We start from the raw sequence: 12,234 nt of genomic DNA, 5'->3' as shown, positions 1-12,234 counted from the left end.
CTAGGTGTAATCGCCGGACAGGTTAGGTACGCGGTCGGCGGGTGATTTGCCTTTGAGCGCGGTGTGTCCGCGGTGGTGATTGTAGTGGTGCAGCCAGCCGGGGAGTTCGGCCAGGCGGTCGGTCTCGCTGGCGTAGGGCCGTGCGTAGGCCCACTCGGCGACCAGGGTCCTGTTGAACCGCTCGACCTTGCCGTTGGTCTTGGGCGTGTAGGGCCGGGTGTACTTGTGCGTGATGTGGGTGTCTTTGAGTGCCTTGTTGAAGGCTTTGGACCGGTAGCAGGAGCCGTTGTCGGTCAGGACCCGCTTGACGGTGATGGCCTGGCTGGCGAACCAGGCCTGGGCCCTGGTCCACAACCCGGCGGCGGTGTCCTTGCGCTCATCGCTGAGGACCTCGACGTAGGCCAGGCGGGAGTGGTCGTCGACGGCGTTGTGGATGTAGTGATACCCACCCCCGCTGGCGGATCGGCCACGGTTGCGTACTCCTTGGGCGCGTCCGACCATGCGGTGGCCGCCGCCGTCGGGGATCCGGCCCAGCTTCTTGATGTCGAGGTGGACCAGTGAACCGGGGGTGTCGTGTTCGTAGCGGACGGGTGTGGGTTGGGCGCGTAGCCGGGCGCCGGTGGCCTTGTCGATCCAGGTCAGGGGTGGGCATCCGTAGCGTTGCAGGATCTTGCCGACGGTCGAGACGCTGAGGTGTTGGTGGCGTAGGTGGTAGGCGATGCGTGCTGGGCCCCACTGGTGGGTGATGCGCAATCCCACCACCCGTCGTTGCGTGCGACGGCAGACCCGTCGGGGCTGGTGGTGGGGTCGGCTGGAGTGATCACGCATTCCGGCCGGCCCGTGGGCGCGGTAGCGCTGTGCCCAGCGTTGGGCCGTGGTGACGCTGACGTTGAAGCGTTCGGCGGCCCGACGCAGGGGCCAGCCATCCTCGACGATGCAGCAGGCCAGGCGCAAACGTCCGGTTTCGGACAACGGGGCATTACGGTGGGTCATGAGGGCCTCTTGGGAGTCGTGCTTTGTGTGGTAGCAACACACTCCACCCAGAGGCCCTCGCCCGTGTCCAGCCAGAGCTGTCTCTGACCAGCCCGATGTACCTAACCTGTGTGGTGGTTACACCTAGCGACCTTCTCGCGGTTATCGCCGCTGTGGTGTCGTGGCAGACCAGCAGGAACATGGAGAGAATCGAGAAAAATCGCGACCTGCAACAACAAATCTCTGAAGAACGTCGTCAGGCGGAGCTTATTTTCGTGGTCGGTGTTGAGCTTTCTAATCGTAAGGGTGTTGAGAAATACGGGATCATGGTCGTTAACGGCTCTACTGCGCCAATTTTTGAGGTGGAGATCCGCAGTCAAAAATTGGACCGGAGTGCCGATAACCCCACATTGCGTTTAGAAATAGTGCCTCCTGGGAGGTTTGTCGTTCCTGCCCATCCTGAATTCAAATGGGGTTCGGTAATCGATCGGGAGGTTGTCCAGGAGCCCATTTCTCTATTTGCGAAGGGAAATGCGGGAAAAATGATCACCCATGTAGCGTTTACCGATGCTAGCAAGAGGGGATGGGAACTTGTGAATGGGCGAGTTCTAAAGAGAACTAACTGGTGACGCCGTCAATGAAAAACTACTGAAGAGATGTTGAATGGCGCCTCAATGCTTAGTCCTGCTGGCTGTTGGCGCTGGTCGTGAATGTTGGGTGCATGACCATGTCTTGGGCGAAGGTGGGCTCGGTTTCCCCGAACTAGAGGTCGTGTTTCTTTATCGGCGGGTCTGTGTGGGCGCTGGATGCCGGTATCCGTTGTGCCTCCGCCGGAGCTGGCCATGGTCATGGTGTCGACGGTGGAAGGTGCGCGTTGTCGGCCTTCAGTGTACGGTAACTTTACAATAAAGGTAAGGCTTACCTAAAGCGTACCTAAAGATTGTTCCGTTGCGTTCCAATGCCCCCACGTGGGTGGCCCCGGGCGTCCATCGACAGAGAGATCCCCGTGTACCAACTGCGTCACAGACACCTGACCTGGTCAGCCCTGCCTGTATTGGGGCACGCGGCGTGACCGTCACGCAACAGCGTGAGGCGATCGGCTACGGCGAGGTCTGCTCCCTTGCGCTGCCCATCGCCGGTGTACAACTTGCAGGGGTAGCCCTGACGACGGCGGACGTGCTGATGCTGCAGACCCTTGGTGTGGCCGCTATCGCTGGCGGCGGCTTGGCCATGCAGTTCTACAACCAGATCCGGACGATGTGCGTCGGAATGGTGACAGCCGCAGGCAATCTCCTCGCGGAGGCGGCGGTGCCGTGGAAGCGAGGCGAACACGACGAACGGGTGGCCCACGAGGTCCGTCGGGCAGTGCGCAGTGGCATGGCGGTGGGAACCACGTCGGCCATCCTGGGCGTCATCCTCGTGATCGCGCTCGGGGCGTTCGTGCTCGTCCTCCCGGTGGATCAGAGCGTTGCGCATCTCACCTTCGCGATGACCCTCACCTTGGGCCCTGGTTTGCTACCCATGGTCTGGCTCAACGTCCTCAGACAGTTCGCCGTGGGAATGCGGGGACCCGGCTCATTGCTCGTGGTCACGCTCATCTCCATCGGGGTAAACGCCGGCGCCAACGCCTTCTTCCTGTGGGCGGTCTCGGCCCTGGGGTGGTCCGCGGCCTGGGGCACGGCCGGCATCGGCGCATCCACCGCATTCGTCCAGGTGTTCGCCCTGTGTGCCTTCGCGTGGACGTTGCGCCGCGACAGCGAACTAGGTCAGCTGTTCGCTTTCCTGCCTCGCAAGGGAGACCAGGATTATATTCGCGAACTGGTGCGGCTCGGGATCCCGGTGTCCCTCACCTATGGATCAGAGGCCGCGATCACTACCATCGCTGGCCTCGTCATGGGTGTCGTCGGACCCGTAGCGCTTGCCGCCCACATGGTAGTCAACCAACTCGCCTATATCGTCTACCAAGTGTGCATTGGCTTCTCGCACGGTGGATCCGTGCTCGTCAGCGGAGTCAAAGGCCAAGGCCGCGACAGCGTCTCGCTGGTGACGCGGAGGGTTCTGCTGCCGGTGTGGGCCTATCTCGCCCTCATCGCTGTGATCTGGCTCACCCTGGGTTCGTTCTTCGTGAAGCTCTTTCTCGGCGGTGCCTCTCCGGACACCCTTCGTATCGCCACGGTGCTGCTGTGCATCGCTGTGCTCCAACAATTCGCCAAGGGTAGTCAGAACGTCCTGGTCGGCCTGCTTCGTGGCCTGAAAGACACCACCTCTGGGCTCAAGGCAACCCTGTGGGGTTACTGGGCGGTCGGGGTCCCGGCTGTGGTCCTCCTGAGTTTGGTCGCCCACTGGGCTGCCTACGGCGTGTGGATCGGTCTGATCCTGGGGTTTGGGACGACCACCGTCCTTCTGGCCCGCACCCTCACGAGCCGTATCTCGCAGCTGGACCAACCCGGCGAGACGGTGGTGGCCGCATCCTGAACACCCATCGCCCCCGCTTCTCATCCAACTTTTTCTCAACTCCGTCCAGAGGGTCGGCACATCCCCCACTACCGAAAGAAGACATAGCATGACCACCATCGCGTACCCCTTGCCTCTCCGGTCGAGGACGTTCACAGCTCTCGTCGCCCTCGTTGTGGCGGCTGTCGTATTCCTCTCTGCGTGCACCAGTGCAGGTACGCAGGACACGGGGCAAAACATGCCGACCGAGACGGTGACGGACGCTTTAGGCAGGAAGGTCAAGGTCCCTCAAGACGTCAATCGCATCCTCATGGGTGGCCAAAAGCTGCTGTACACCACAGCGCTACTCAACCTAGACAATCCGACGGACAAGATTGCCGCGTGGCCAGAAGATCTTAAGGAAAACGACTTCGCCACCTATAAGCGTTACTCGAAAAAGTTCCCCACGATTAGCACCATCCCTACTACCGGCGAGATCTACAACAACACGATGTCCCTCGAACAGGCTCTCGAATCGCGTCCCGATGTCTTCGTGGTGAACGCGGGCGTGTTTGACGCCGCCAAGGACGCGGGAATCATCGATGGGCTCGAGAAGGCTGGGGTGCCGACGGTGGCCGTCGACTACTTCATCGACCCCGTGAAAAACACCGTCCCGAGCATCCGTCTCATGGGCAAACTCCTGAATCGCGAAGACAAGGCCGAAGAGTTCATCACATACTACGAATCCAAGGTCTCGACGGTGACCTCGCGTCTGAAGAAGGCGAAGGCCAAGCGCACGCCCACGTTCCTGTGGCGCGCCCCCGGATACTTCGACTGCTGCTCCACTTTCGCCAAATCCAACCTCGCGCAAATTGTCAATCTGGCCGGCGGGGACAACCTGGGCTACAGCATGATCAAGGCGAAGCAGGGCCAGGTGTCCCCAGAGGCTCTCGCCGGCAAAAACCCGCAGGTCATCATCGCGACCGGCGCGGACTGGGCTCAGGGCAAGACCCCGGTCAAGCCCGGCATATATGTCCCGCTGGGCTATGACGAGTCCCCGGAGGCCGCCGCGCGTGACCTGCGCGCGGTCGTCGACAAGCAGGCCGCCGTGCGAAAAACGACTGCCGTCGCGAATAAGCGAATCTATGCCGCGTGGCATCACTACTACGACTCGCCGTACAACTACCTTGCGGTGGAGATGTTTGCCAAGGCGATGCATCCGGAGCTGTTTTCCGACATCGATCCGCACGCGGAGATTCGCGAACTGCATGACAAGTTCCTCCCCGTCGCGGCGACCGGCACGTTCTGGACAGGTCTGAAATGATCATGACGTGCGCTGACGGCGGCACCCGGATGTTCGGCGCAGCCCCGGAGGGCAGCGCCAGCGCAACCGCGCAGTGGTACCGGCACAGGGGACGCCGCAAGACGGGCATCATTGCGTGTCTTGTCGTCCTCCTGGTCGCAGTGTCCCTCGTGGATTTCCTCCTCGGTGGCGGCTCGATGCCAGCTCGGGATGTGCTGGCCACGGTGGTGCATCCGGCACAGTCTCGTCCCATAGATCACGAGATCGTCTTCGATATTCGCCTACCCATGACCCTCACCGCGGTGCTTGTCGGAGGCGCTCTCGCGGCTGCCGGGTCCCAAATGCAGACGATTCTCGGCAACCCACTCGCAGAGCCCTACACCCTGGGTGTGTCCGCCGCCGGTTTCGGTGCCGCACTGGCAACCGTGTCCGGGTTCGCGGCGACCGGTATAGGTGCCGCACTGGGCATGGCGGGCACAGCGTGGCTCTTTGCGATGCTCGCGTGCGGAATCATCCTGTTGTTCTCCCGATTTCGCGGGCCCGGTGCGGAAACTATGATCTTGCTCGGCATCGCCATCGTCTTCTTCTTCGATGCGCTCCTGGCTCTCATGCAGTACCTTGCCTCCGAGACTCAGCTCGAACAGGTGGTTTTCTGGACGATGGGCAGCCTCACGCGCGCAACATGGCCGCAAATCGCGCTGCTTTCCGTGGTGACAGTTGCGGGGCTGGTGTTCTTCTATCGCAATGCGTGGAGCCTCACGGCTTTCCGGATGGGGGATGATCGCGCCCGCGCTCTCGGTGTGCGCGTCCATGCGATGCGGACCCTCACTCTCGTCGTCGTGTCTTTCATCGCCGCTACTGCCGTCGCCATGGCCGGAACCATCGGGTTCATTGGGCTCGTGGGGCCCCACGTCGCGCGCATGATCGTCGGAGAAGACCAGCGTTACTTCTTGACGACCTCGGCCATCGCGGGATCGCTGCTCCTCGTCGGCGCGTCCGCCGTCTCGAAGGTCATCCAACCTGGGGTGATCCTTCCCGTCGGGATCATCACCGCGATCGTCGGTGTGCCCGTCTACGTCCTGATCATCACCAGTAAAAGGGGGACGCTGTGGGCCTCTTAGGTTCAAACTCTGCGACGATCGAGGCCGCTCCGGTACGATCCGGCCAGTCCAGTCGGGACGTGATGTCGGCTCCGGTCCATGCGCCAGCGATTCGTGTGTGTGGGATCGACTTTTCGTACGGCCACGGGCAGGATCCGGTGTTGACCGGTATCACGCTTCCCGACATGGACGCGGGTAGCATCACGTCGCTGATCGGCCCCAACGGTGCTGGCAAGTCGACGCTGCTTCGCTGTATCGCGGGGCTGGAAGAATGCGGCGGCGAAGTCGTCACAGATCGGGTCCTGTATCTGCCGCAGGACCCTCCACCAGCGAGCTCACTCACCGTGTTTGAGAGCGTCATGGTCGCTCGCCAGCAGGTCTTCAAAGGACTCTGTGGTTTGCGCGTCACATCCGCGGCACTACGCGATGTCTCCGAGATCATCGAGGTGCTGGGCCTAGGCTCACTGGCCGCGCGAACCATGGCGCAGCTGTCGGGAGGGCAGCGACAATTGGTGAGTTTCGCCCAGGCTGTGATTCGCAGACCATCGGCTCTCCTGCTTGACGAGCCCACGAGTGCGCTCGACCTGCGAAATCAGCTGTTGCTGTTGGATCGCATCCGTCAGGCGGCCAAGGACGTTCCCGCAGCCGTCATCATGACCGTCCACGACCTGGGGCAGGTGGCCCGTTTCAGTGACCAGGTGGTGGTCCTGTCCGGCGGTCGCGTTCACTCCGTGGGGGACCCTCGTGACGTCATCACGCAGGACATGCTCCGCGAGGTTTACGGCGTCAACGCGACCGTGTACTCGACGGCCGATGGCGGTATAGCGGTCGAGGCTTCCCAGGCTCTGTTGTAACGCGGGCCTACTGAGTAGGTCGCATACCGGCTGGCAGCCCTACCGTTGGCATTCCTCGGGGATGACGTCTGTCACGATACCGTCTCACAACGGCGCGGTATCTGGGGCCACGTTCTCAGCAGTTCTTCGCCACTTCCCGGGCCTGCTTGACCAACAAGGCCTGCAGCGGCAGCCGACCCAAGGAGATCACTTGCCACTTGGGCTCGCGGTCACGCCACTGGCGCGCCATCTCCAGATTTCCGGGGAACACTGCGACGAACAGGGCTCCAGCAGCCCGTCCGCCCAGGCGGCGGGTCCGCGGACATGCCAGCAGGGCCGCCGTCGTCAGTTCGGCAGCGCCGGACCCATACGTCCAGTTGCGTGGCTTACCCGGGATTTCAGGCGGAATGATGCTGTCGAAGGGTTCCGGCTTGAGGAAGTGCAAGGTTCCCGCTCCAGCACACAGCGCCGTCAGGAGGCGAGCGGTGCGATGAGCGTGTGTGGCCTTGTCAGAGGATTTGTGTGCGCACTTGCAGAACATTCTTCAAGGCTACGTCAACGCCTAAGATGCCGCCATCTACCGCGTCAGTATCCGTCAGCTGGCGTCCTTGTACACGAACTCGACCTTGATGTTGGGGTCAATACCTTCCGCAATGCCGCGGTAGAACTTCTCATTGCTGTGGTTGATGAACTTGAACGGGGACACCGTCACCTTGGCGGGGGTGGGGCTCTCGCGCGTGATCTCGACAGCTTTGCCGTCGACGCGAGGGTGAGTGTCATGGGCATGCTGAATGAACGGGGTCTTCTTGGTGCCCCAAGTCTCAGGACCACCGAGGGGCCGGCCTGGCCCTTCTGCAGGATGCGATGCCCTGCATCCGCATGCCGAGCAGGAGGACGTCCCCCCTGAGCTCCATCGACTTCACGACACGAAGATCGGTCTCCTTCGTAGAGGTGCCGACCAGATCGCCGAGCTCGGGCCAGGTCTGATGAGATCCCCAGATGATCGTTCCGCCCCCAGTGAGAAGGCAGGCAAGGAGCCAGATGACAACTCGTTCGAGATGCTGCAGGAAGCTAAGTGTCTCCGGGCCACGACGAGGGCGTGCGGTAGCACTGTGGGCGGGAGGCCTGCTCGTACCGAGTTCGCCGGGGACAACGTCAATTCGAGCCTTGTTGTCAGAGCATTTGTCGAGCAGGCAAAGGGTTCAAATCGCGTCTCTGATCAGTACACCTGGTGGTGTGGAATAGTTCTTGAACAACGCTGGTAAAAAGAATCAACCCCAGATCTGGAAAATCTGCCCACTTTCAATTCCATGAGCACTACGAACGTAGCCCTGGGCCACCTCGGTGCCAGACACTGGCTTAAAGCCGACAAAAGAGGGTCCGAATGCCTCACGAGCTTCCTCGAGCATCGTCGGACTCACAGCATTAATCCTGATGCTCCGCGGTAAGGACGACACCGCAGCCCTGACGAAACCCTCAACCCCTGCGTTCGCCGCGGTAGCAATCAGGCTCCCTGGGACAGGGTGTTGGGTCAAGATGCCTGTCGTCATGGTAATCGAGCCACCGTCATTGAGGTACGGAAGGCAATAGACCACGGCATTGAGTTGAGCAAGCATCTTGCTGCTGATTCCCGCCTGGAAATCGTCCGCTGTGGCATCCTCGATGGAAACAAACGGGGCCGATCCCATGGTTGTCACAACAGCATCAACCCTACCTACTTTGTTGAACATCTCAGTGATAGAGGATAGATCTACTGATACTTCGGTACTACGACCGACGGTAATTACCTCATCGCCTCGCTCCTCAAATGCCGCAGCTGCCTTGGAGCCAATAGTTCCAGTGCCACCAATGATGAGTACACGCATGGCATCACCCTGTCGTAGGCGAAGCTTACGAACAAGCATAAGTGCTGCTGGTATCGGTCTTTCCTACCGTCACGCTGGTCCTCACGACCGCCTTGGGAGCGGCATGGATGTGCACGCTGAGGCGGAAAACCCCTCAGCAGCAGATGACGTCACCGCCGACACGCTTGCGGTGAAGATATCCTTATCGCATGAGTCGACAGGTCGGTGTCCTCCTTTTCGACGGCTTCGAACTCCTCGACGTCTTCGGCCCGGTTGAACTGTGGAGTCGGTTGTCGGACCGGTACGAGGTGACGTTCTGCGCCGTCGAACCTGGCCCGGTTCGCAGCAGTCAGGGGGCGGTGGTCATGGCCACCGAGGACATGGATGCCTCCGCCGGTCACGACATCGTCCTGATCCCAGGTGGAATGGGGACGCGATCCCTGGTTGACGATCGCTCCTTCCTGACCCGGCTGCGTGGATGGACTGCTCCCGCATCCATCATCTCGGCGGTGTGCACCGGATCCGCCTTGCTGGCCGCAGCTGGCCTGCTGGAGGGCTACCGGGCAACCTCGAACAAGCGGGCCTTCACCTGGGCGTCCTCCCATGGCCGGGACGTCAGGTGGGAGCCACGAGCACGATGGGTGCATGATCGTGACCGGTGGACATCGTCAGGGGTTGCTGCAGGTATGGACATGACCGCAGCCCTCATCGCACATCTGGAGGGCAAGGAGACTGCCGAAAGGGTGCTTCGAGAGGTCGAGCTGGAGGTCCAGACGGACCCCGACCGTGATCCGTTCGCGGACGATCCAGCAGCTCCGTCAAGCTACTGATCGTCGTAGTGCTCGGGTAAGGCTCGGAGGACAGCAGGAATCCCTCGATCCCTGCGGCTCGCGCGGCGTCGATGTCAATGGGACGATCGCCCACTGCGATGACCTCGGACGGATCCAGCCCATGACGCTCCATGAGTACCAGATTCATCTGGGGGTCAGGTTTGCGTGCGAAACCATCAGGGGCGCACACGAGGTCGTCCACCTGCACTCCCAGGGCGTGGAAGAGGTTCTCGGCGCTGGCGCGATCACGATGGGTGGCGACGAGGTTGAGGCCACCACCGCGCCGCACGGCCGCCATGACCTCTGCTGCTCCAGCCATCAGCGGGGCGGGATCGTGCGCCCACTTCTTCTTCAACAAGGTGTAGGCATCGTCGAGCAGCTCGGAAGAGACGTCATACTGTTCGGCTAAGACCTCGATGGCGTGGGCTATCGACTCCGACCTCAGCTGTGCCACCTCTGCTAGTTGCTCCCTGTTCGGCTCGGCCCACACGACATCCGCAAGGGTCTGATCGACCTCCGGGTACGTGTCGATGAGCGTTCCGCCCATGTCCCAGACAATGCTCCGCACGTCGTCGAGTCTTGCAGATGTGTGGCGGTGGCGACGACCACCTTCGCGTCTCGCAGGATCAGGCGAGTAGCCTGCCACGAGTGACCACACCCGCTCACGAACCCGATCCTTGGGCTATGCAGCTGGTATTGCTTCGTGACAAACGCCATCCGGCGCGCGAAGTAGATGCTTGCGAGGCGGCGGCGCGCGCCGTCGTCTCCCTCCTCGACGACCCCCGTGCTCAACCGGGAGGCCCGTGGTATGACGCCGTGCAACAGTGGTCCGACAAGCGCATCCGTAAGATCGTTCGGCGTGCTTCCGGCAAGAGGTGGGACGACGTCCAGGTCCTTGACGGCATCACCGTCTGCCAGGACCCACCCGTTGACGCGCCAGCCGAAACAGGTCCAGCGAAGGTGCGGGCCTTCGTCCCGGCCCGGGTGCACCCCCAGCCCAAGCAGATCGACAAACTTCAGGTAGCTGGCACCCATCTTCCTTCCAATGGCGATTCCGCCACGACTGGAGCCATTGTCACGATAGAAATCAATCCGCGCATCGAGATGACGACCGGTAAGGCATGTGCGCAGTGTGGTCACGCTGGGCAGCTCGCCCATGAGGCCATGAGCTCCGGCAGTGACGATGACCGCCAGGCCTTGGAGAGCTGGCGCCGTGACGGGTTCCGAGTTCGCGTCGTCACGCCCACAGTTGAACATTGGGACGCCGATGTTGCTCGTGTGAGGGTTGTTGACGCCGGTTTCACAGAGTTTGACGGCCCCACTGCCACCACCAGGGCCCGCTGGTGACCGGGGTCGCGTAGACTTGAGCCATGACTCAGCTCCTTCTCACTGCGGTCGGCGCGGACCGTGCCGGGCTTGTCTCCGATCTGTCAGAAACCATTGCCAACTACGACGGTAACTGGCTCGATAGCCGTATGGCCCGACTCGCCGGCGCCTTCGCCGGAATCGTCCTCGTCGACGTCGACGCGTCCAAGGTTGAGCCCCTCAAGGCTGATCTTGGAAGCCTGGAGGCCAGGGGTCTCCGTCTCACCGTCACCGACACCACCCCACAAGACGACGAGAACGAGGCCATCTTGGTGGTTCATCTCGTCGGTCACGACCATCCAGGAATCATTCACAAGGTGACGGCCACCATGGCCCGTCTCGGTGTCACCATTGACGACATGTCCACAGGCCTGCGCGAGGCCCCGATGGGTGACGGAATTCTCTTCGAGGCGAGGGTGCAATGCCGAATCACCAACGCGACGACCCTTGAGGACCTACGCTCGGAATTGGAATCCATTGCCACCGAGATCATGGTCGACATCGATCTGGTCGACCGTTCCTGATCCCGGGGCCGACGAGGAGGCCTCATGACTCGCATCCCTGGCACCGATCTGGACATCAGGCCGCTGGTGTTGGGAGCCAATACCTTCGGCTGGACTGCCGACGAGCACGACTCCCACGCCATCCTGGACGCCTTCCTCGGCGCCGGGGGCTCGCTGGTCGACACCGCTGACGGCTATTCCCACTGGGCCGAGGGGAATGTGGGCGGTGAATCAGAGACGATCATCGGATCATGGCTCGAGAAAGGCGGCCATCGCGACGACATCCTCATCGCGACGAAGGTGGCCACCCACCCCGAGTTCAGGGGGCTGTCCGCTGAGAACATCTCGGCTGCTGTCGATGCCTCCCTGGTGAGGCTCCACACCGACCACATCGATCTCTACTACGCCCATTACGACGACGACAACCAGCAGATCGAGGACATGGCAAGGGCCTTCGACAAGCTCGTCAAGGCCGGCAAGGTGCGTTGGGTCGGTCTGTCGAACTTCTCGGTGAGCCGGGAGCAGAAGTGGCTCGAGGTGGCCGAGCATGAGGGACTGGCGAGTCCGGTAGCCCTGCAGCCTCAGTACAACCTGCTGCACCGCGCCGACGTTGAGGCCCCTCAGGGTTACGGCCAGCTCGCCAGCGAGTACAACCTGGCTCTCTTTCCGTACTTCTCGCTGGCATCGGGCTTCCTGACGGGCAAGTACTCCACTCGTGACGATCTCCACGGCGTCGCCCGGGAATCGATGATGGCGGCCTATCTGCCTGACGACGAGCATGCGCAGGCGGCCTTCGCGGTCCTCGATCAGCTGCGAGAAATCGCCGGTGACCACGGCGTCGAGGTGGCGTCGGTCTCGCTGGCGTGGTTGATTGCCAAGGGGGTCACCGCCCCCATTGCCTCGGCGCGCACCGTGGATCAGCTTGGGCCACTGCTCGCGGCCACCGATCTCACCTTGTCCCATGATGAGGTGTGTGTCCTGGATGCGGCGTCGGAGTTGTTCACTCGGGACTGAATGCCTCTCAGAACGTCGTGGTTGGGGACGGTATCCG

At 61.9% G+C, this 12,234-nt stretch carries 12 protein-coding genes and 1 pseudogene; 9 read left to right on the top strand and 4 right to left on the bottom strand.

What is annotated here, in order from left to right; all coding sequences use genetic code 11:
• Complete coding sequence (locus tag ACSJJT_RS03740; RefSeq protein ID WP_435916977.1) at positions 1–993, bottom strand: IS481 family transposase; 993 nt, start codon at positions 991–993, stop codon at positions 1–3.
• 179 nt (positions 994–1,172) lie between these two features.
• Here ACSJJT_RS03740 and ACSJJT_RS03735 point away from each other — a divergent pair, with 179 nt between their 5' ends.
• The 5 genes from ACSJJT_RS03735 (at position 1,173) to ACSJJT_RS03715 (ending at position 6,662) form a co-directional block, all read left to right on the top strand.
• Positions 1,173–1,601, top strand: a complete 429-nt coding sequence (locus ACSJJT_RS03735) for a hypothetical protein (RefSeq protein ID WP_435916976.1) — start codon at positions 1,173–1,175, stop codon at positions 1,599–1,601.
• Between the two features lie 439 nt (positions 1,602–2,040).
• Positions 2,041–3,447 carry an MATE family efflux transporter gene (locus ACSJJT_RS03730; protein ID WP_435916975.1) on the top strand — a complete coding sequence of 469 codons (1,407 nt, stop codon included), beginning with the start codon at positions 2,041–2,043 and terminating at the stop codon, positions 3,445–3,447.
• Between the two features lie 88 nt (positions 3,448–3,535).
• On the top strand, positions 3,536–4,729 hold the full coding sequence (locus ACSJJT_RS03725; RefSeq protein ID WP_435916974.1) for an ABC transporter substrate-binding protein: 1,194 nt from the start codon (positions 3,536–3,538) through the stop codon (positions 4,727–4,729).
• A gap of 2 nt (positions 4,730–4,731) precedes the next feature.
• Positions 4,732–5,829, top strand: coding sequence for a FecCD family ABC transporter permease (locus tag ACSJJT_RS03720; protein ID WP_286320914.1), 1,098 nt, complete (start codon positions 4,732–4,734; stop codon positions 5,827–5,829).
• Between the two features lie 140 nt (positions 5,830–5,969).
• Positions 5,970–6,662 carry an ABC transporter ATP-binding protein gene (locus ACSJJT_RS03715; protein WP_435916973.1) on the top strand — a complete coding sequence of 231 codons (693 nt, stop codon included), beginning with the start codon at positions 5,970–5,972 and terminating at the stop codon, positions 6,660–6,662.
• A 115-nt stretch (positions 6,663–6,777) separates the two neighbouring features.
• Here ACSJJT_RS03715 and ACSJJT_RS03710 read toward each other — a convergent pair whose 3' ends face one another.
• Both ACSJJT_RS03710 and ACSJJT_RS03705 read right to left on the bottom strand, forming a co-directional pair.
• Entirely contained in the window at positions 6,778–7,182 is a 405-nt protein-coding gene (locus tag ACSJJT_RS03710; protein WP_435916972.1) for a DoxX family protein, read from the bottom strand.
• 730 nt (positions 7,183–7,912) lie between these two features.
• Positions 7,913–8,506 carry a short chain dehydrogenase gene (locus ACSJJT_RS03705; RefSeq protein WP_435916971.1) on the bottom strand — a complete coding sequence of 198 codons (594 nt, stop codon included), beginning with the start codon at positions 8,504–8,506 and terminating at the stop codon, positions 7,913–7,915.
• A gap of 188 nt (positions 8,507–8,694) precedes the next feature.
• Between ACSJJT_RS03705 and ACSJJT_RS03700 the strand changes: the two genes are divergently transcribed.
• Positions 8,695–9,315 carry a DJ-1/PfpI family protein gene (locus ACSJJT_RS03700; RefSeq protein WP_435916970.1) on the top strand — a complete coding sequence of 207 codons (621 nt, stop codon included), beginning with the start codon at positions 8,695–8,697 and terminating at the stop codon, positions 9,313–9,315.
• A gap of 37 nt (positions 9,316–9,352) precedes the next feature.
• Here ACSJJT_RS03700 and ACSJJT_RS03695 read toward each other — a convergent pair.
• A pseudogene (locus tag ACSJJT_RS03695) lies at positions 9,353–9,883 on the bottom strand (HAD-IA family hydrolase); the annotation flags it as partial.
• A 116-nt stretch (positions 9,884–9,999) separates the two neighbouring features.
• Here ACSJJT_RS03695 and ACSJJT_RS03690 point away from each other — a divergent pair.
• The 3 genes from ACSJJT_RS03690 to ACSJJT_RS03680 are packed head-to-tail and all read left to right on the top strand — an operon-like array spanning position 10,000 to position 12,197.
• On the top strand, positions 10,000–10,662 hold the full coding sequence (locus ACSJJT_RS03690) for a peptidyl-tRNA hydrolase (RefSeq protein ID WP_435917071.1): 663 nt from the start codon (positions 10,000–10,002) through the stop codon (positions 10,660–10,662).
• Between the two features lie 23 nt (positions 10,663–10,685).
• Positions 10,686–11,204 carry a glycine cleavage system transcriptional repressor gene (locus tag ACSJJT_RS03685; protein WP_435916969.1) on the top strand — a complete coding sequence of 173 codons (519 nt, stop codon included), beginning with the start codon at positions 10,686–10,688 and terminating at the stop codon, positions 11,202–11,204.
• A 24-nt stretch (positions 11,205–11,228) separates the two neighbouring features.
• The gene (locus ACSJJT_RS03680; RefSeq protein ID WP_435916968.1) at positions 11,229–12,197 is read left to right on the top strand and encodes an aldo/keto reductase; all 969 of its coding nucleotides are present in this window, start codon (positions 11,229–11,231) and stop codon (positions 12,195–12,197) included.
• The last annotated feature ends 37 nt before the right edge of the window (positions 12,198–12,234 follow it).

This window comes from Cutibacterium nasicola, assembly GCF_051303185.1.
GTDB lineage: Bacteria > Actinomycetota > Actinomycetes > Propionibacteriales > Propionibacteriaceae > Cutibacterium.
The sequence above is the reverse complement of the archived record's forward strand: the minus strand, read 5'-3'. Positions and strand labels throughout refer to the sequence as shown.